Annotated in this window: 19 protein-coding genes and 4 tRNA genes; 16 read left to right on the top strand and 7 right to left on the bottom strand. The window is 32.8% G+C overall.

The window, feature by feature from the left end:
- Nucleotides 1–7: 7 nt before the first annotated feature.
- Nucleotides 8–814, bottom strand: coding sequence for a sulfite exporter TauE/SafE family protein (locus H3T56_RS00850; protein ID WP_198191785.1), 807 nt, complete (start codon nucleotides 812–814; stop codon nucleotides 8–10).
- Between the two features lie 275 nt (nucleotides 815–1,089).
- Here H3T56_RS00850 and H3T56_RS00845 point away from each other — a divergent pair, with 275 nt between their 5' ends.
- The 3 genes from H3T56_RS00845 to H3T56_RS00835 all read left to right on the top strand — a co-directional run bounded on the left by H3T56_RS00845 (nucleotide 1,090) and on the right by H3T56_RS00835 (nucleotide 2,956).
- Entirely contained in the window at nucleotides 1,090–1,509 is a 420-nt protein-coding gene (locus tag H3T56_RS00845) for an OsmC family protein (protein WP_034902772.1), read from the top strand.
- Nucleotides 1,510–1,602: 93 nt separating this feature from the next.
- Nucleotides 1,603–1,839: a hypothetical protein gene (locus H3T56_RS00840; RefSeq protein WP_198191784.1), complete on the top strand. Its 237-nt coding sequence runs from the start codon at nucleotides 1,603–1,605 to the stop codon at nucleotides 1,837–1,839.
- A gap of 490 nt (nucleotides 1,840–2,329) precedes the next feature.
- Complete coding sequence (locus H3T56_RS00835; protein ID WP_198191783.1) at nucleotides 2,330–2,956, top strand: LysE/ArgO family amino acid transporter; 627 nt, start codon at nucleotides 2,330–2,332, stop codon at nucleotides 2,954–2,956.
- 36 nt (nucleotides 2,957–2,992) lie between these two features.
- On the opposite strand, the gene H3T56_RS00830 is transcribed toward H3T56_RS00835, so the two are convergent.
- Nucleotides 2,993–3,949, bottom strand: coding sequence for a tetratricopeptide repeat protein (locus H3T56_RS00830; protein WP_198191782.1), 957 nt, complete (start codon nucleotides 3,947–3,949; stop codon nucleotides 2,993–2,995).
- 397 nt (nucleotides 3,950–4,346) lie between these two features.
- On the opposite strand from H3T56_RS00830, the gene H3T56_RS00825 reads away from it, so the two are divergent.
- Nucleotides 4,347–6,308 carry a glycoside hydrolase family 3 protein gene (locus tag H3T56_RS00825; protein WP_198191781.1) on the top strand — a complete coding sequence of 654 codons (1,962 nt, stop codon included), beginning with the start codon at nucleotides 4,347–4,349 and terminating at the stop codon, nucleotides 6,306–6,308.
- 115 nt (nucleotides 6,309–6,423) lie between these two features.
- On the opposite strand, the gene H3T56_RS00820 is transcribed toward H3T56_RS00825, so the two are convergent.
- The 4 genes from H3T56_RS00820 to H3T56_RS00805 all read right to left on the bottom strand — a co-directional run bounded on the left by H3T56_RS00820 (nucleotide 6,424) and on the right by H3T56_RS00805 (nucleotide 7,941).
- Nucleotides 6,424–7,041 (bottom strand): tetratricopeptide repeat protein, encoded by a 618-nt coding sequence (locus H3T56_RS00820; RefSeq protein WP_198191780.1) that lies wholly within the window; start codon nucleotides 7,039–7,041, stop codon nucleotides 6,424–6,426.
- A 621-nt stretch (nucleotides 7,042–7,662) separates the two neighbouring features.
- Nucleotides 7,663–7,738, bottom strand: a tRNA-Lys gene (locus H3T56_RS00815).
- A gap of 16 nt (nucleotides 7,739–7,754) precedes the next feature.
- Nucleotides 7,755–7,830, bottom strand: a tRNA-Val gene (locus H3T56_RS00810).
- Nucleotides 7,831–7,865: 35 nt separating this feature from the next.
- A tRNA-Val gene (locus tag H3T56_RS00805) sits at nucleotides 7,866–7,941 on the bottom strand.
- Nucleotides 7,942–8,142: 201 nt separating this feature from the next.
- On the opposite strand from H3T56_RS00805, the gene H3T56_RS00800 reads away from it, so the two are divergent.
- The 6 genes from H3T56_RS00800 to tusA all read left to right on the top strand — a co-directional run bounded on the left by H3T56_RS00800 (nucleotide 8,143) and on the right by tusA (nucleotide 12,425).
- Nucleotides 8,143–9,090: a PilN domain-containing protein gene (locus H3T56_RS00800; RefSeq protein ID WP_086360796.1), complete on the top strand. Its 948-nt coding sequence runs from the start codon at nucleotides 8,143–8,145 to the stop codon at nucleotides 9,088–9,090.
- Nucleotides 9,083–9,556: a hypothetical protein gene (locus tag H3T56_RS00795; RefSeq protein ID WP_065651282.1), complete on the top strand. Its 474-nt coding sequence runs from the start codon at nucleotides 9,083–9,085 to the stop codon at nucleotides 9,554–9,556. Before H3T56_RS00800 ends, H3T56_RS00795 begins: the two co-directional genes overlap by 8 nt.
- Entirely contained in the window at nucleotides 9,553–9,924 is a 372-nt protein-coding gene (locus H3T56_RS00790) for a hypothetical protein (protein WP_034902436.1), read from the top strand. The genes H3T56_RS00795 and H3T56_RS00790 overlap by 4 nt, the downstream gene beginning before the upstream one ends.
- 29 nt (nucleotides 9,925–9,953) lie before the next feature.
- Nucleotides 9,954–11,246, top strand: a complete 1,293-nt coding sequence (locus H3T56_RS00785) for a secretin N-terminal domain-containing protein (protein ID WP_198191779.1) — start codon at nucleotides 9,954–9,956, stop codon at nucleotides 11,244–11,246.
- A 115-nt stretch (nucleotides 11,247–11,361) separates the two neighbouring features.
- Nucleotides 11,362–12,168 (top strand): Cof-type HAD-IIB family hydrolase, encoded by an 807-nt coding sequence (locus tag H3T56_RS00780; RefSeq protein WP_065579353.1) that lies wholly within the window; start codon nucleotides 11,362–11,364, stop codon nucleotides 12,166–12,168.
- 26 nt (nucleotides 12,169–12,194) lie between these two features.
- The gene (tusA, locus tag H3T56_RS00775) at nucleotides 12,195–12,425 is read left to right on the top strand and encodes a sulfurtransferase TusA (RefSeq protein ID WP_034902442.1); all 231 of its coding nucleotides are present in this window, start codon (nucleotides 12,195–12,197) and stop codon (nucleotides 12,423–12,425) included.
- Between the two features lie 39 nt (nucleotides 12,426–12,464).
- Here tusA and H3T56_RS00770 read toward each other — a convergent pair whose 3' ends face one another.
- Nucleotides 12,465–12,869: a protein YgfX gene (locus tag H3T56_RS00770; RefSeq protein ID WP_086320363.1), complete on the bottom strand. Its 405-nt coding sequence runs from the start codon at nucleotides 12,867–12,869 to the stop codon at nucleotides 12,465–12,467.
- Between the two features lie 437 nt (nucleotides 12,870–13,306).
- On the opposite strand from H3T56_RS00770, the gene H3T56_RS00765 reads away from it, so the two are divergent.
- The 6 genes from H3T56_RS00765 (at nucleotide 13,307) to H3T56_RS00740 (ending at nucleotide 18,201) form a co-directional block, all read left to right on the top strand.
- Nucleotides 13,307–15,847, top strand: coding sequence for a PBP1A family penicillin-binding protein (locus H3T56_RS00765; protein WP_199283313.1), 2,541 nt, complete (start codon nucleotides 13,307–13,309; stop codon nucleotides 15,845–15,847).
- 13 nt (nucleotides 15,848–15,860) lie between these two features.
- Entirely contained in the window at nucleotides 15,861–16,424 is a 564-nt protein-coding gene (gene rsmD / locus H3T56_RS00760) for a 16S rRNA (guanine(966)-N(2))-methyltransferase RsmD (RefSeq protein ID WP_065579351.1), read from the top strand.
- The gene (locus H3T56_RS00755) at nucleotides 16,424–16,681 is read left to right on the top strand and encodes a DUF1145 domain-containing protein (RefSeq protein ID WP_034902452.1); all 258 of its coding nucleotides are present in this window, start codon (nucleotides 16,424–16,426) and stop codon (nucleotides 16,679–16,681) included. The genes rsmD and H3T56_RS00755 overlap by 1 nt, the downstream gene beginning before the upstream one ends.
- 71 nt (nucleotides 16,682–16,752) lie before the next feature.
- Nucleotides 16,753–16,828, top strand: a tRNA-Gly gene (locus tag H3T56_RS00750).
- Between the two features lie 762 nt (nucleotides 16,829–17,590).
- Nucleotides 17,591–17,866, top strand: coding sequence for a type II toxin-antitoxin system Phd/YefM family antitoxin (locus H3T56_RS00745; RefSeq protein ID WP_065651277.1), 276 nt, complete (start codon nucleotides 17,591–17,593; stop codon nucleotides 17,864–17,866).
- Nucleotides 17,867–17,868: 2 nt separating this feature from the next.
- The gene (locus tag H3T56_RS00740; RefSeq protein WP_086360793.1) at nucleotides 17,869–18,201 is read left to right on the top strand and encodes a type II toxin-antitoxin system RelE/ParE family toxin; all 333 of its coding nucleotides are present in this window, start codon (nucleotides 17,869–17,871) and stop codon (nucleotides 18,199–18,201) included.
- Nucleotides 18,202–18,499 lie beyond the last annotated feature (298 nt).

Genomic DNA, 18,499 nt, shown 5'->3' with positions numbered 1-18,499 from the left:
TTGCAAATTAAGAAATGATAAGTTTGACTGAAATTAATAATAAGAAGATACCAAAATATCTAATTAGTTTATTTATTGGTAATTTTTGAGTAATTTGAACCCCGACTTTTGCCATTGGTATGCTAGCTAACATAATTGATAATACTGCTGGTAAATAGACGAACCCTAAACTGTATTTTGGTAGTTCTTGGATATTCCATCCAGCAATGATATAACCAATAGTACCGCCAAGGGCAACAGGTAAGGTAAATGCCGCAGAAGTACCGATCGCTTTTCGCATATCCACGCCGCATTTCTTTAAAAAAGGTACCACTAACACACCACCACCTACACCAACTAATGCGGCGAATACACCAATTAATCCGCCGATGAAGATATAGATTATGTTAGGTAATGATGTCGCTTGGTTATTTTGTTTTTTCGCAACTTTTCCAGTTTTTAGAATAAATTTACTGCCTGTATAGATGAGGAAGATAATAAAAATCCATTTAAGCCAAATACCGGGAATATAAGGTGTCATGTAGGAGCCACCAATAGTGCCAATAATGCAACCTAACACCATCTTTTTTAAGATCGACCAGACAATATTATTATTTTTATTCTGAACCCAACTTGATGATAAACTTGTACCAATGATCGTTGCTAGAGATGAAGCCACAGCGATATGGTTTATCCATTGCCCGCCATGACCAAAATAATCGAGTAGCATAAGTAATGCTGGTACAATTAATGCTCCACCACCAATACCAAACATACCTGCAAGTAATCCAGCCAATGCGCCTATACAAAGCAAGATAATAAATTCAATAATCATACTCTATCCTTAAGTTGTGAATTCATAAAACTAATTATTTGATTATTTATTAGTTATAATGAGTTTTTTGGCAAGTCTATTTAAAATAGTATTGGTTATGTACTATGGCAATATTGTACTGAGGCTAGCTAAAAATACCAGTAGATAGTTAATTATTGATGATTTATACCAGAAAAATAATTCAAAAGATGACATATCGTTTAAAAAGACTTATGTTATTTAGCAATTAATATGAATAAATATGTTTAGTTGATTTTTGATGAAAGGGGAAAATAATGAAAGATCGTTTGAAATGGATTGATGAGTTTGGTTTTTTAGCTGAAACCGCAAGTGGGCACTCCTTAGTAATGGATGGCGGTCTTGAACATGGTGGTCGAAACCGTGGAGCGAGACCTATGGAGCTTTTGTTACATGGTGCTGCAGGTTGTATGGCTTACGACATTATTGCTATTTTGAAAAATAATAAAAAGGATGTTCGAGATCTTTGGATCGACATTGATAAAACTCAAGCCACCTCTTCGCCAAAAGTGTATACCTCAATTAATTTTCATATTGTAATTACTGGTAATAATATCGATAACGAGGCTGTTGAAAAGGCGATTAAACTTGCATCTGAAAAATATTGTAGTGCTTCAATTATGTTAGGTAAGACAGCCAAAATGTCCTACACTTATGAAATAAGGGATCATGTTTAATAACTTTTTTATAACTGATAGTTATAAATAAATAACCAGCTGATATTAGTCTGCATTGTTTAATCTATTGTTGGTGCTTTATGTGCATTTATTATGTTACATGTATCAGTGATAGGTTATTTTAAGTTTAAAAAACGTTCGAATGGTTGGCGAGCTAATTTATTTGATATTTTAATCCCTATTATTGGCATTGCAGTATTATTACCTGTATTGTTACATATTGATAATTATGCAAAAATCATCGGTGGTATTTGGTTAGTTATAGGAATAATCATTCTTATTTTAAATAAAAGTAAATGCCAAATCGATTGGTTAGAAGCAAATAAATAATCAAGATTTTGTCTAATCAAGCTATTAGTTGTCTGAATTTATAACGGATAAAATGTTTTAAAAGCATTTTCTAAGCCGAAAAATTTGAGGAAAGGGGTTTTTTAACCTCTTCCTCTAAGGAATCGCAAGTTTTACTGTAACGAATAACAGGGAGATAGCAAAATAGTTAATCAGTTTCTTTATTGATAGTTACCTTGCAATTTATCTAACAATGTTTGCTATAAGCTTAATAGAAAATACTACCGCTTTTACCAATCTAAAAATAAGCTGATAATTTTATTTGTGCTAAATAAGATAATAAACTCAACGATAATAAAATTTTGTTGTTTACATTTTTAATTAATCATATTTCGATTAGTTAACTTCCAGATTTTTAATGATTAATAATTGTATGACTGTTTTTTTATAAAGGATGCATAATCATTGTTGTTTTAATAGTTATACTCATAACCTTTTTGTATAATGCTTCTTATTTACGATGTTAAGTTCAATGCTGACAGAAATATTACGTGGCTCGATGATTTCGGCAAGTTTGATTATAGCTATTGGTGCACAAAATTTGTTTGTACTTAAGCAGGGGTTATTAAAAAATCATATCTTTTTTGTCGCTGGTATTTGTTTTATCTGTGATTTTACATTGATGACTATCGGTATTTGGGGAGTCGGAGCATTTATTAGTCGTAATCCTATCATTACCGACGTGCTTGCCATTTTGGGCGCTTTATTTTTGATTTGGTATGGATTTAATGCCTGCAAGAGTGCAATACAAGGTAACAGCACTATGCAAATTGATTCTACTCAGCAACAAAAGAATGCGTTAACTAAGGTTATATTGTCTACTTTGGCTGTTACTTTACTTAATCCCCATGTTTATTTAGATACAATTGTAATTGTTGGTGGTATAGCTGGCACTTTATCAACTGAGCAAAAATGGGCATTTTTAATTGGTGCTGTTTGTGTTTCTTTTATTTGGTTTTTTGGTATTGGTTACGGTGCTAGGTTACTTATACCATTATTTAAACAAAAAAGAATGTGGGTTATATTGGACTCAATTGTAGGAGTCGTTATGTTCTATATTGCTTACCGACTTATTTTTTATGTTATTTATGGCAGTTGAATGTTGTTAATTTCCCCACAACATTCAACTTGAAAATCAATTAGCATTAGCCTGAGTACAACTTTCTTCATAGCCATTTTGACAAGCTAGATAATAATAATGTCTGGCTCGTTCTGGATCTTTATCAACTCCCAAACCTTGTTCATAGATAATTGCTAACATGTATTGGGAGCCTGCTTCATTTTGAGCGGCTGCAAACTCAAATGATTTTCTGGCTTTGGTATAGTCTTGCTTAAAATAAGTACCTTCATAGAAAAATAAGCCTAAATTGTATTGTGCTAATGGTGATCCTTGTTTGGCAGCTTCGATATCCAATTTTACACCTTTAGCCAAATCTTTGGTTAGTCCAGCATAACCATTGTAGTACATTATAGCCAAATTATGCTTTGCATGACGATCACCACCTTTTGCAGCTATTTCATAATATTTTCTTGCTTTAAATTCATCTTTTTCAACACCACGACCATTTGCATAAAGAACGCCTAAATTATAAGTTGCTTGCATATTTCCTTGTTGTGCGGCTTTTTCATACCATTCTCTAGCTTTGACAAAGTCTTGATAAAATCCACTATCATCTATATTTTTTTCAATTCCTTTGTATGTCTTTTGGGGTTCGGCTTCTTCATATAGAACACCAAAGTAAAATTGACCGATGGGATCTCCACTTAATGCTGATTCTTCAATCAGTTCTTTACCTTTTTGTTTATTTTTATCAATTCCATTACCAAAAAAGTACATTGAACCCAAAACTGCTTGTGCACTCATATGATGTTGTTCGGTTGCTTTTTCAAACCATTCCTTTGCCTTGGTAAAATCTTGTTTAACTCCTTCACCCTTTAGATACATGCGGCCTAAATAGAATTGAGCTTCAGCATCATTTTGCTGCGTTGCTTTTTTATATTGCTCATCAAAAAAAGCCTCAATATTTTCAACTGCAAAGCTGGCATTTATTGCAAATAAAAATAAGCTAATCATTACTATTAATCTGGTCACTGTTTCACCTTATTTGTCCCTAAAATTTAATATCTATTGTTACTAAATACATTCATATATGTAGCATTATTTAGTTAATTGGCATTAAAAATTTTTATCATTATCAATGTATAACTAGAATATGTTTAGTTAATCTAATAATAACGTGATATTTATCACAATTATAATATTTTTTGTTTATGACAAAAGTAAGTTTTTAATATTATGCTAATTTATAAATTAGGATTGTTACTGTTTAGTTCACATAACTATTCAGGCAAAACCTAAACATCTTACTCAACAAGGTGTTTAGGTTTTTTTGCTTTAAGAAAGCCAAATATATTAATAACTAGGGAATATCTGTTTTAGCGGCTATGCAAAATTAATTGGATACTGAGTAAATATACAAGGGGTTCTTATGACAAATAAACTAGTGAAATTAGCATTATTGGTTAGTGCGGCTTTGGCTGTTGGTCAAGCTGTTGCTATTGAGCAGGTTGAGATTAAAAACCATCAATTAAAGAAAATTGTAATTGATAATCTAGAATTTAAAGACTTTGATAAAGATGGCAAATTGTCTCCTTTTGAAGATTGGCGTTTGTCGCCTGAAGTTCGTGCTAAAGATCTACTTAGCAAATTGTCGTTAGAAGAAAAAGCAGGGCTGATGATGCATGGTAATGCCAAAAGTTTAGGCGATGAGCTTGGTCATGGAGATAAGTATAATTTAGAAGAAATTAAACAGTTAGTGCTTGATGATAAGGTAAATAGTTTAATTACTCGTTTAGAGGTGAATCCAAAAGATTTTGCTGAGCAAAATAATCAATTACAACAAATTGCAGAGTCCTCTCGTCTGGCTATTCCTCTTACCATTAGTGTTGATCCGCGAAACACTTTCTATTATGGCTATAAAGTAACGAGTAAAGCTGGATTTAGCCAATGGCCAGGGACATTAGGTATGGCGGCGATTGGTAATGAGTCAATTATAAATGAGTATGGAAACATTATTCGACAAGAGTATCGTTCACTAGGGGTAACTCAGGCTTTATCTCCTATGGCAGATTTAGGAACTGAGCCACGTTGGTCTCGTTTTGAAGGTACATTTGGCGAAGATCCAATGCTAAGTAAAAGTATGGTGCGTGGTTATATTTCAGGTATGCAAAATGGCAAACTTGGCTTAAATTCACAAAGTGTGGCTACCGTCGTTAAACATTGGGTTGGTTATGGTGCTGCAGAAGAGGGGTTAGATAGTCATAACTCTTATGGTAAATATGCACTCTATACTCATAAAAACAGTTTAGAACAACATATCATACCATTCACTGGTGCATTTGAGGTCAATGTGGCTGCAATTATGCCGACTTATTCTATTTTAAAAAATGCCCAATTAAATGATCATAAAATTGAACCTGTCGGCGGAGGTTTTAATCGCTATTTATTGAAAGATCTATTACGAGATACTTATCAATTTAAAGGGGTGATTATTAGTGATTGGAATATTACAAAAGATTGTAATGAAGTTTGTATCAACGGTAACCCGCCTGATATAGCTCCTAAAGCGGAAGGAATGCCATGGGGAGTAGAAGATCTTACTGTTGAGCAACGTTTTATTAAAGCTATTCAAGCCGGTGTTCAACAATTTGGTGGAGTGAGCAATAGCTCTGTTATTGTGTCAGCTGTAAAAAACAATAAACTGGATGAAAAAACTATTGATAGTGCAGTTTTAGCAATCTTGACGCAAAAATTTGCTTTAGGACAATTTGAAAATCCTTATGTTGATCCTAATGAAGCAAGCCGTTTCGTTGGCAATCAAGATTTCCAAAAAGTTGCTGATAAAGCGCAATTTGATTCATTGGTTTTATTAGAAAATAAAGATAAGATTCTGCCATTGAAATCCAGTAGTAAAGTCTATTTATATGGTTTTGCTGAAGATGCTAAAAATACCTTAAAAGGTAAAATAACTATTGTTGATAAATTAGATCAAGCTGATGTAGTTGTTGCTAGAGTTAATGCGCCTTATGAACAAAAACATAAAAATTACTTCTTTGGTGCAAGATATCATGAAGGTTCACTAGAATATACTGCTGATGATAAAGATATAAAATTTATTAATGAAGCAAGTAAAAAACATCCCGTTGTAGTCACTGTTTATTTAGATAGACCTGCAGTTTTAACTCCAGTAAAACAAATAGCAAATGCAGTGGTTGCAAATTTTGGTGTAAATGATGTTGTGTTATTTAAACGTTTATTGGATAGTAAACCATTCAGCGCTAAATTACCATTTGCATTACCAGACTCAATGAATAGTGTTATAAAACAATCTTCTGATTTAGCAAACGACATGCAGGCATTATATCCATTAGGGTATGGTTTAACGCTTTAAGTCGTCTATTTTGTGCTATTGAATTAAGTTAAGGCAATAGCACAATTATTATTTTCAGTAGAGTTTTTAACTATAAATAAGCAATAAATTGAAAAATATGATAATTTTTTCAACATTAACTACATCCACAATCAACACTGCTAGTTTTTTGTTTTTTTGCTTGATTATTTTTCTTGATAATTGCTTGAACTTTTTTGGAAACTACTAATAAATGGTCTTTAGAATCTAAATAGTTTTGTTCTGCGGCTTTAGCAAACCATTGTTTTGCTTTAAAATAATTCTGTTTAACACCAGTGCCTTTATAATACATAGTTGCTAAAGTATATTGTGCTACAGGATCCCCTTTTTGCGCTGCTTTAGTATCCCATTCAATACCCTTTAGATAATTTTGTTTAGTACCTTGTCCGTTATAATACAACATAGCTAAACTATGCTGAGCGCCAATATGTCCTTGTTTAGCTGCTTTTTCAAACCATTCTTTTGCTTTGCTATAATCCGGTTCAGTTTTTTGCTCGGGCTCATTAATTGCCCCTTGTTCAATACCTTTAAATATCCGTTTTTTAACTGTATAACCATTAAAATACATTATTCCAACATGATATTGAGCCTCAGGATCATTTTGTTCTGTAGCTTTTTGATATTCACTTTCAAAATTTAATTCAGGTTGTTCATCAGCAAAAGCCGAACTATAAGTGAACAAACCTAATATTAGGATTAGAATTAATTTTTTCATTATATACCCAGTAATTTTATTACTGTAAAAGAACTGTAGCGAATTTATTCGTTATAGATAAATCTTTTGTCGCTATGTAATTTAGCTATTTTATAAGCAAGTTTGCAAAAGTATCAATAGTTTTCTTTTGGTTAGTAAAAATGGTGGGTCGTTAGCCAGATTATTCGGCACATCGTGTGCCTCACCCTTTCAGGGCCAACACTTTGTGTTGTTCAAATTCGTTCCAGACGAATTTGTCGAACGCAGCGTTCTCATCGCTAAGTAATTTATCTGTAATGGAATAGGTGAAAGAGAAAAAAAGTGGTGGGTCGTGAGCCAGATTATTCGGCACATCGTGTGCCTCACCCTTTCAGGGCCAACACTTTGTGTTGTTCAAATTCGTTCCAGACGAATTTGTCGAACGCTAGCGTTCTCATCGCTAAGTAATTTATCTGTAGTGGAATAGGTGAAAGAGAAAAAAGTGGTGGGTCGTGAGCCAGATTATTCGGCACATCGTGTGCCTCACCCTTTCAGGGCCAACACTTTGTGTTGTTCAAATTCGTTCCTGACGAATTTGTCGAACGCTAGCGTTCTCATCGCTAAGTAATTTATCTGTAGTGGAATAGGTGAAAGAGAAAAAAATGGTGGGTCGTGAGCGATTCGAACGCTCGACAAACGGATTAAAAGTCCGCTGCTCTACCGACTGAGCTAACAACCCATTAAGATAGTAAAAGTGGTGGGTGATACCGGGTTCGAACCAGTGACCCCCTCCTTGTAAGGGAGGTGCTCTCCCAACTGAGCTAATCACCCCAAGTGTTTTATTTCTAAAACATCACGGTAAGAATTGGTGGGTGATACCGGGTTCGAACCAGTGACCCCCTCCTTGTAAGGGAGGTGCTCTCCCAACTGAGCTAATCACCCTTACCGTGTGGATGTGCATTATAAGGCACGTCTTATTTCAGTCAACCTTTTTTTTTAATTTTCCTTAAAATTAACCCTGTTCGGTTTAATTTTAGACATTTTTTGGATGATACTTCGCAAATATGCATATTGTTGGCTTATTTACAGCTACTTATGATTATTATTTTGTGATATCACTAATCAATATTATTTAAGATACATATGATATTTTTTAATAAAAAATGTGCTGTTATTACAATCGAACCAGAAATATTAAGCTATCAAGTGGTAACTGTTAAAGCCCTTAACGAACATTCTAATAATAAAAATTTAGCTGATATTCCTTATCAAAACTCGACTGATATTGAGCAACTGATACAAAATTTAAAAAAACAGCAGCCAAAATTAACCGCAATAGCACTGAATTTAGGCCAAAGTTACGTTCAGTTTCAGAAAACGGCTTATCCTGAGGTGAAATTAAATTCAGCAGAATTAACTTTATATGTAAAAGCAATAATCAGTAAACTATTTCAGTTACCGGCAAACAATATGTTTTTCGATTTTGTGTCATTAGCAGGTCATCCTAAAACTATTATGATTGCTATTTGTGAGAGTGATACAGCCAATTATTGGATAGATTTATCCAAAAAACATGGTTTAAATTTGCTTTCTATTAATAGTAAGTTTGATAATATTAGATTTAATTTTTTACCGTGGCGCCAGCAAAAAGCAAGGCAGCATCAGTTTCAATTACTACTTTTCATGGTTAGCTTTATTGGTTTATTGAGTTGTTTCTTCTTTTATCTTTTACTTGATAGCCAAACTACATTTACTCAATATTCGAAACAGCTATCAACACAACAAGCGCTAGAACAGCAATTGTCTGCTCAATTAGCAAGTTTTATTCCTAATCCTTCACCAAGTCAAAAACAGATTCAACAATCGCTACAAATGTTTGCAGAAATTCTGCCGGAGACAATTTGGTTAAGATTGTATGAATATGAAGCACAAAAGATAAAAATTACCGGTCAAAGTATTAATTATGTAGATATTATTAATTTTAATCAGCAACTTTTATCCAGTCATGAGGTAAATAGTAGCCAGGTGAAAAATATTGAAAATATTGGAGACAGTTTGTTATTTCAAATGGATATTGAATTAAATGAATAATGATTTTTTTTATAGGCCTATTTGGCAACAATATTTAATCAGCCTTTTGCTACCTTCAATTGTGTTTTTTATCTGTTATCAGTTTTTTATTCAAGAATTAAAACAACAAACTGAGATGCAAATTACAATATATGAAGAAAAGAAAACGACAATTAAATTACTTCAATCAAAAATTGAACGTTATCAATCTGCTAAAAATAGTTCGCTAACTTTACTAACAGAACTTGAGTTTGCTAAAGCAATCAAACGTAATCAATTGCATTTAACTTCCTTTAAATATGAGAAAAATGAATCGTCAAGTTATTGGCATATTGAGCTACAAGGGCAGTTTATTAATTTTATGCAATTTATTAGTGAGTTAAATGACAATTTTTATTATTTAGATTTTCAGAATTTTATTATTGATAAGCAAGATACTTATTTGCTAATTAAATTTAGCATATTGATTAAAAGGGATATTAAATGAATCATTATCTTATTATCAGTTCTTTTTTATTAATGATTTGTTGTTTTAATGTTAATGCAGATATTCATTTAACAAGGGATCCTTTTTTACAAACTATTAATTTTAGTTGTCAGGAGCAGACAGATATTCTTAATAAACAGATCCAAGTTTGGCAATATAAAGGTTATATCCATCGCGTAGAGAACCATTACCAACAATTATGGCTTTTTTCTGAAAATAATTGGTTAGCGATTACTGATAATACTATACCGCATATTTTGTTTCCATGGACTATAAGTGCTGTCTTAGACGATAAACTTTTATGGCAAGCAAGTTTACCTAACTATTGCAATCATAATGTGTTATGGACAATGCCGTTGACAAAATAAGTGACTATTCAAGTTTAAGGTTATAATTAATGTTTAAAATTAGTCAAATATTAAAAAAATCAGCAAAAAAATATTTAAATATTATTATTTTAGCTATTCTTTTTTCTATGTCATGTTGGGCAAATCCTAAAACTTTATCAAGTGCTGAATCGGACGATCTAGTTTCTATAAATTTTTATCAAACAGACATTGCCATAATTTTGCAAGCACTTGCTGACAATAAACAAATGAACTTAGTCATGGTCGATGATTTGTCAACCAAACAAACCATTAAACTACAAAATGTTACATGGCAAAAAGCATTAACAGTTGTTTTAAATTCTGCAAATTTACGCGCTGAAATTGACGATAATATCTTATTTATATCAAAAGCTGATGATCCAGAGGAGTTGCTTCAAAAAAAATTACTAGAACAAAAAGAACTGCAGTTAAATGAGCCTCTAACTTTACTAACTATTCCAGTTAATCATGCTGACCTTAGTAATCTAGTTGAAACAATTCAATCACAAGGATTATTATCTGAGCGAGGGAAAGCGATTATCGATAAAAGAACTAACTCAATTATTATTACCGATATGTCTAAACAATTTTCTAACATTAAAAAATTAGTTAAAAGTTTGGATCAGCCAATTCCTCAAGTACATATTTCGGCTCATATTGTCACAATGAATAAGCAAAGTATGGATGAGTTAGGCATAAAGTGGGGATATACGGGGCACTCATCACAAGTATTGAGTAAGTTTGATGTTGACTTTGGTGTCACCAATGCAGCATCTTCGGTTGGCTTCAATTTAGCAAAACTTTCCGGTAGTTTGTTAAATCTTGAACTTTCGGCACTAGAATCAGAAAACCAGTTAGAAATTATAGCAAGTCCGAATTTGTTAACGGCAAATCAAAATATGGCTTCGATAAAACAAGGCACAGAAATCCCTTACGAAGTCTCAAATGGTGGTAATGGATCAACATCCATCGAATTTAAACAAGCTGTATTAGGTTTAGAAGTTACCCCGAAAATTATTGCTAACGATCAAATGATATTAGATTTATATATCACACAAAATACGGCTGGTCGTTCAATAAAGCGACGTGATGGGGGCGAAGCGCTAGCTATTGAAACACAGGAAATTAGAACGCAAGTCAAAATTAAAAGTGGCGAAACTGTTGTATTAGGTGGAATTTTCCAACAAATTAATAATGTTAGTAAAAATAGTGTTCCAGGCATTAGTAATATACCCATTATCGGTAATGCTTTTAAAAACAAAGCAAAAAAACAACAAAAAAGAGAATTAGTTATCTTTATTACGCCGCAATTAGTTGAGTAAATAGTCATGGAGTTGTATCATACTCAATCTTATTTTGTTACTTTGTTTTGAGCATATTAACTCACAGCAAATATAGCCACTAAAATTACAATTTATTATAAAAGTTGAGAATATCATGTTTCATTTTGTCGCTTCTGATTTAGATGGTACTTTGTTAAATACTGAGCATAGCTTATCGCCATTTACTAAAAAAATTCTTCAAGCTTTACGTCAAATGGGCATTCATTTTGCCTTTGCTACTGGTCGACACCATATCGATGTTGGCCAAATGCGCGAAAATATGGAAATCGATGCTTTTATGATAACCGCAAATGGCGCCAGAGTTCATGATAGTCGTGGTAATTTAGTTTTTAGTCGCAGCTTTGAAGCTAATATAGCATGTGAGTTAGCACAAATTTGTCAGGACAGTCCATATATTTATACACATGTTTATCGTGGTGATGATTGGTTAATTAATAAACCAGATGCATATTCGCTTAGTTTTTTCACTGATACACAATTTAAATATCAATTCTTCGACCCGCGTAACTTTGCTGCTGATGATATTGCCAAAATTTATTTTACCACTTCTGATGTTGCACATAACCATCACTTAGTCGAACTAAAACACAAAATTGAACAACAATTTGGTAAAAAAGTTAGTATTGCTTTTTCCACAGCAAACTGTCTTGAAGTAATGGCGGAAAATGTAACTAAAGGTAGTGCATTAAAGTTAGTGGTTGAAAGCTTAGGTTATCAACTTAAAGACAGTATTGCCTTTGGTGATGGTATGAATGATTATGAAATGTTAAAAATGGCAGGGAAGGGCTGTATTATGAAAGATGCGAGCCCTGAACTTAAGTCGTTACTTCCTGAACTTGAAGTAATTGGCTCTAATGCTGATGATGCTGTACCTCACTATTTAGCGAATCTTTTACTTTAATTTGAATAGTTATATTAACCATAAATATGATTGTTGATAAAGATCTTAATACGCTGGGCCTGCGTTGCCCAGAACCCATTATGTTAGTTCGTAAAGCGATTAGAGAATTAGCTGTTGGCCAAATTCTACATGTTATAGCTGATGATTTGGCTACAACTCGTGATATTCCTAGCTTTTGTCGGCATATGGACCATCAATTAGTTAACGCGCAAATTGAATCAGTACCATTTGAATATTGGATTAAAAAATCACATTAATAAATTGATCTGAATAATTCTCCATTAAATTCATTTTCATTACGATAAATCAATTTGTTTTAAATGATAGTGTAATGTGCGCCAATCATTAGGTGTAAGATTATCGATCATTAAAAACAATACTCTTCTTTTGCCATCGCGACATGATTTTAGATTTAAAATTACCACATAACGTAAAAGAAGTGGTTTTCGTATTAAATGCCAACGTTGTTTATGCCAATAAATTTGATGTATATAATCAAATAATGCCAGTTCTCCGTTAATAGTTCTGAAATAATTGACACTACGCCACCATTCAACGATTAAAACTAAAATTAAAATATAGGTATAACAATTTAGTGATGTATCGGCAAACTGAATTAAACTGATGATAATTAAAATTAAATAAAAACAGCAAGAACCTAATAATTGTAAAAAAGATGGAGTAAGGTTTGTGCTCCACATATTGTTACTCTTTAATTAGATGTAAAACAAAATTATTTAATCAATTTATCTGTTTTATTTAAAAATATAAAAATATTGTGAGATAATACGTAAAATCCTTGAATAATTTACTGGCAATACAGTTAAAATCGACAATTTGTTCGCAATTTTGGCACTGTTCTATCATGTATTGATGGTAATTTATTAATCAACGTATTAGTAACGAAATATAAGAATTGCAATTAATTTTAAGTTAAATTTCTCATTTAAATTAAAAGAGTTAATGGTTAAAAATCTGATTCAAATATTATTTGAAATATAGATAATTACTGCTTTTTATTTTGAGTCTTATCGAGTAAGTAGTATACTCGTCGGTTAAAAATGATTTGATATAATAAATATAACAACAGTTTTATTATCTTTTTTTGATCAAAAAATCAATTGGATAGGAATGATTTGTGATAATACTAAAAATATTAAAATTTTGTCTTAAACTTTTTATAGGTTTATTTCTTTGTGGCTTAATTATAGGTATAGCTGGTTATAGCTATTATTCAAGAGATTTACCGGATGTTGCAACATTAAAAGATGTTAGATTACAAACACCTATGCAAGTGCTAAGTAAAGATGGTGAATTGATTGCTGTCTTTGGTGAACGTCGACGAATACCATTAAAATATGATGAAATTCCACCAATTGTCGTAAATGCTGTTATTGCTACCGAAGATGCTCGTTTTCATGAACATTTTGGGATTGACCCAATTGGTATTGTGCGAGCAATGTATGTAGGATTAAAACAAAAAGGCTTTTCACAAGGTGGTAGTACTATTACTCAACAAGTTGCTAAAAACTTTTTCTTAACACCGGAAAAAAGCATATCTCGTAAAGTAAAAGAGATGATTATTGCTATTCGTATGGAGCAAGAATTATCTAAAGACGAGATAATGGCGTTATATCTTAATATGATCAATTTTGGATCGCGAGCATATGGTATTGCTGCCGCATCATTTACCTTTTTTGGTAAAACACCTGATCAGTTAACCGTAGATGAAGCCGCGTTACTTGCTGGCTTACCAAATGCTCCTTCAGCGTTTAATCCGATTTCTCATCCAGATAAGGCGTTAATTAGACGTAACTGGGTCTTGGGACGAATGTTAGACCAATCTTATATTACTCAAGCTGAATATGATGAAGCAATTAAGAAACCTTTAAATGCAAGTTACCATACGCCAAATATTGAATTTTCTGCACCATATGTTGCTGAAATGGCAAGACAATTTATGTACGATAAATTTGGTGAAAATGCCTATACTGACGGTTATAAAGTTTATACAACCATCTCTAAAACTGATCAAGTTGCAGCAACTGAAGCAGTTCAAAAACATATTATTGATTATGATATGCGACATGGCTATCGAGGCCCCGAAAAAGTCTTATGGGAAAATAATGAGCCAGCATTAAACGAAGAGCAAATCCAAGAAGCCTTACACAAATATATTTGCTATAGCGGTATGTGCCCAGCAGTGGTATTAGAATCGAATGATAAGGAAGCAAAAGCTGTATTATCTGATAAAAGTAATATTACTATTGCTTACCAAGATATGAAATGGGCAAGAAAATTTATTAATGATAATCAACAAGGTGCTTTGCCAAGAAAAGTTAATGATACGTTAAAAGCAGGTCAACTAATTTGGGTAAAAAAATCTGGTGATAATTGGGGTTTAGCGCAAATACCAGCTGTTAATGCCGCATTGGTTTCTCTTGATTCGGATAATGGGGCTATTAAGGCAATTGTTGGTGGTTATGATTTCAATTTAAGTAAATTTAATCGTGCAACACAAGCATTACGTCAGTTAGGTTCTAATATAAAACCATTTATTTATACAGCAACTTTAGAACAGGGCTTAACCATGGCAACGCTACTTAATGATGCACCTATTGTGCGGACTACTGGAAGTGTAACATGGCGTCCAAAAAATTCACCTCCTAACTATGCAGGGCCTTTAAGAATGCGAATCGGTTTAGGAATGTCTAAAAACGTGATGATGGTAAGGGCTTTACGTGCTATAGGTATTGACTATGCGGCAACCTATTTAGAACGTTTCGGATTCCCGAAAGAAAATATTTCTCATAATGAATCGTTGGCCTTAGGTTCTGCATCATTTACACCTTTACAAGTTGCTAGGGCATATTCAGTAATCGTGAACGGTGGCTATTTAATTACGCCATATTTAATTGAAAAAATTGAACACGACAATGACAGTGGTGTGATTTATCAACACCAACCATTAATTGCTTGTCATAATTGTAACGATGAGGTTGTTAAATTTGATTCAGTTTCTGTATCGCTAGATAACGTTGAAAATGAATCGAATGAAATAGGTAATGAAGAGCCAGAAGAGGCAAATCTTAAGTCAGAAGATAATCTAATCCTACCTGATATTAATAATGATAACAAAACCGTTGATGTAACACCTAAATATGCGCCACACACGGTTGATAGCGGTATTGCTTATATTATGAAAGATGGATTACGTACCATTGTTTTTGGTGGTTCGGATTGGCAAGGTACAGCATGGCGTGTAAAAGCCTTAGGTCGAAAAGATGTTGGTGGTAAAACTGGTACCACTAACCAATCGAAAGATGTCTGGTTTTCTGGATTTGGTGGCAATATTGTCACATCGGTTTGGATGGGCTTTGATGATCACCGTCGTGCTTTAGGGCGGACTTTCCGTGCCGAAGCTGGTGCAGTTACAGCTAACCCAGTCTGGGTTGATTATATGAAAGTTGCTCTTGAAGATGTGCCAGAAAAACAAGATGTAAAACCAGATAATGTGATTTCAGTGACAATTGATCAACGAACCGGAATGTTACCTGGTTCTGGTGCAAGAACAATGTCTGAATACTTTATTAAAGGAACTGAGCCAACTACATATGGATCACAAGAAGTTGGTACTAGTGTGACGGATTCACAAGGCAATACTCAAGAACTATTCTAAGTAAGGTTATTATATGAATGGTTCAATAAGAATTATTGGTGGTAAATGGCGCGGTAGAAAATTATCAGTTCTTGATAAACAAGGCCTGCGTCCAACCACAGATAGGGTAAAAGAAACTTTGTTTAATTGGTTAATGCCAATTATACAAAATAGCAATTGTTTAGATTGTTTTTCAGGTAGTGGATCATTAGGTTTTGAAGCTGCATCACGTGGAGCTCAATCAGTCACATTATTAGAGAAAGACAAGCAAACAGCTAATCAGTTGAAAAAAAATAAACAACTCATTGCCAGTAATAATATTGATATTTATGCAACCGATACTTTTCAATGGTTAGATAAACCTGCGCAAAAACAATTTGATGTTGTTTTTATCGATCCGCCTTTTCATCAATCATTGATTGAAAAGACAGTACAACTCCTTGAAAATAATCATTGGCTTACTTCATCAGCTTATATTTACATCGAGTCTGAAACAAATCATGATCTAACTAGTTATATCCCATCAAATTGGTATTTACATCGGGAAAAAACCGCCGGCCAAGTTCATAGTTATTTATTTATACGAGAAGAAAAATAATGTTTATACTTTTGGGCAAATCAATCTATTCATTTATATGGTTATTTTTATTATTTAACTTAGTTCATCCATTTCCAAAGCCAGCCAATATTGTTGCTTACGTTGGATTGGCTGCATTTGTTATAACTCATGGCTTACAAGCTTGGTTATTACAATCAACAATGACCAACCAAGAAAAGCAGCAGGATAAATTTAGAGCACTTAGACTTTTTATTTTTGGTGTTTTTGAAACACTTAGCTGGAAGAATAAAAAATAACGGTTAAAAAAGGTTGCCATAGACTAATATTTTTGTATAATGCTCACCACTTCTTTCGAAGCAATCAATACGCGGGAATAGCTCAGTTGGTAGAGCGCAACCTTGCCAAGGTTGAGGTCGCGAGTTCGAACCTCGTTTCCCGCTCCAATTCAAAAAAACTATTCAAATCAATTAGTTGTAATATCGGTTCGAGTTGTATAAATATTTTTCTTTTGTATTTAAAATATTGATATTACTAATAAATATAGCTTACCCCCTCTTTTCATACCCACTCCAACCAAGCATAAGTGGCACCTAATTTAGTACATCAGAAACTGGGTAGTACTTCAGATAAAGACCTGTAATATTATGATTTTATTTATTATATAAAGCTTATCCCATAAGCCCTTGTGAAATTCATGTTTTAGGTTAAAAACTTACTTTATTACAATCGTTTGCAACGTAAGATATCATATGAGTACTGTGTACTTGATTTAGTACCTCGGAAGCCAGGTAGTACATTGGCTTTAAACTTCAGTGTATAATTATTTCATTGAAATAATGAGTCTTTATCTTTATGGAATTAATAAATTTAATGGTCTAATGATTAAAGCCTGAGAAAAAAACTACTCAATTCTTGATGATGTCAAATATTGTTGAAAAGTACAACACGAATCTAAAAATATTCAGGTGCAGGAAAGTAATCCTAAATATAAGCAAATGGACAATCCAGAGGTTGGTTTTGTTGAACCTTCTTTGAAGAGATTTAGCAAGATTGACCACAATTTTATTCGCTGTGGAATGAGCTAGATTATCAATCAACTCATCAAGAAAATATAACTAGATGTTTAGAAAAAATATTTAATTCTTTTTAAAAACCTAATTAGGTATATAATTAAATCATTAAAAAGCATCATTAAAGGGCCTATTATGAATTTAAGCGGACAAGTAAAATCTATTACCTACTTAAAAAACAATACGGGTGAAGTCATGAGCAAATTAGCTGAAGATAGACAGCCGTTAGTTATTACCCAAAACGGTGAAGCTACAGCTGTTTTAGTGGAAGTGAGTGAGTATGATAGGCAAATGAATACGATTGCTATGTTAAAGCGACTTGTTATCTCAAGTCAACAACGACAAAAAGGCCAAAGTCGTTCAGTCGATGAGGTATTTGATGAGATTCTAAGTAAAGATAGCGAAAGTTAATCATGACGGTTAAATATAGAGTTGAAATCGTTGATATTGCCAGTAAAGATATCAACCAGATTTACCAATATATTAAAAAATATGATTGTATTGAAAATGCTAGATATGTATTTAATCAGCTTAGAGAGACTATTAAAAAACTTGAGATACTTCCCCAACGTGGTTCTCATCCTTATGAACTTTATGAGTATGGGATGATAGAGTACAGAGAGATCAACTTTAAGGTCTATCGGATTATTTATTATATTGATGAAACAACAAAGATAGTTTCTGTTGAAATGGTGATAGATAGTCGTAGAAACTTGTATGCACTATTAGACGATCGTTTCAAGTAACTATGTTTAAAACTGTACTAATGCTGACTTGTGGCCATTAGTACTATAACTCCATTTTTAATGGTATTATCCTAAACTTTAACTGTCACGTTTAGTGGATAGAAATCAATTAAATCTTACTAATCTTGTTTGAACGATTAGCAGATATCATCCGTGCCTTCTATATAACGTTTATCGTTTTTAACGAGTTTTATATCCATTATGAGGTACACTGTGTAAGAATGAGTTTGTTAATGTTATCAATATAACATAATTCCATAGAATAAAAAGTCATTGATGGTATAGCAATAACGGCTAA

The organism is Gilliamella sp. W8123 (assembly GCF_016101085.1).
Classification (GTDB): domain Bacteria; phylum Pseudomonadota; class Gammaproteobacteria; order Enterobacterales; family Orbaceae; genus Gilliamella; species Gilliamella apis.
Note: the sequence above shows the minus strand (reverse complement) of the source record. Positions and strands in the feature narration are given on the sequence as shown.

Excerpts from the sequence above, each read along its gene's own strand:
- H3T56_RS00850 (WP_198191785.1), bottom strand. The coding sequence starts at position 814 with ATGATTATTGAATTTATTATCTTGCTTTGTATAGGCGCATTGGCTGGA.
- H3T56_RS00845 (WP_034902772.1), top strand. The coding sequence starts at position 1,090 with ATGAAAGATCGTTTGAAATGGATTGATGAGTTTGGTTTTTTAGCTGAA.
- H3T56_RS00840 (WP_198191784.1), top strand. The coding sequence starts at position 1,603 with ATGTTACATGTATCAGTGATAGGTTATTTTAAGTTTAAAAAACGTTCG.
- H3T56_RS00835 (WP_198191783.1), top strand. The coding sequence starts at position 2,330 with ATGCTGACAGAAATATTACGTGGCTCGATGATTTCGGCAAGTTTGATT.
- H3T56_RS00825 (WP_198191781.1), top strand. The coding sequence starts at position 4,347 with ATGACAAATAAACTAGTGAAATTAGCATTATTGGTTAGTGCGGCTTTG.
- H3T56_RS00820 (WP_198191780.1), bottom strand. The coding sequence starts at position 7,041 with ATGAAAAAATTAATTCTAATCCTAATATTAGGTTTGTTCACTTATAGT.
- H3T56_RS00800 (WP_086360796.1), top strand. The coding sequence starts at position 8,143 with ATGATATTTTTTAATAAAAAATGTGCTGTTATTACAATCGAACCAGAA.
- H3T56_RS00795 (WP_065651282.1), top strand. The coding sequence starts at position 9,083 with ATGAATAATGATTTTTTTTATAGGCCTATTTGGCAACAATATTTAATC.
- H3T56_RS00790 (WP_034902436.1), top strand. The coding sequence starts at position 9,553 with ATGAATCATTATCTTATTATCAGTTCTTTTTTATTAATGATTTGTTGT.
- H3T56_RS00785 (WP_198191779.1), top strand. The coding sequence starts at position 9,954 with ATGTTTAAAATTAGTCAAATATTAAAAAAATCAGCAAAAAAATATTTA.
- H3T56_RS00780 (WP_065579353.1), top strand. The coding sequence starts at position 11,362 with ATGTTTCATTTTGTCGCTTCTGATTTAGATGGTACTTTGTTAAATACT.
- tusA (WP_034902442.1), top strand. The coding sequence starts at position 12,195 with ATGATTGTTGATAAAGATCTTAATACGCTGGGCCTGCGTTGCCCAGAA.
- H3T56_RS00770 (WP_086320363.1), bottom strand. The coding sequence starts at position 12,869 with ATGTGGAGCACAAACCTTACTCCATCTTTTTTACAATTATTAGGTTCT.
- rsmD (WP_065579351.1), top strand. The coding sequence starts at position 15,861 with ATGAATGGTTCAATAAGAATTATTGGTGGTAAATGGCGCGGTAGAAAA.
- H3T56_RS00755 (WP_034902452.1), top strand. The coding sequence starts at position 16,424 with ATGTTTATACTTTTGGGCAAATCAATCTATTCATTTATATGGTTATTT.
- H3T56_RS00745 (WP_065651277.1), top strand. The coding sequence starts at position 17,591 with ATGAATTTAAGCGGACAAGTAAAATCTATTACCTACTTAAAAAACAAT.
- H3T56_RS00740 (WP_086360793.1), top strand. The coding sequence starts at position 17,869 with ATGACGGTTAAATATAGAGTTGAAATCGTTGATATTGCCAGTAAAGAT.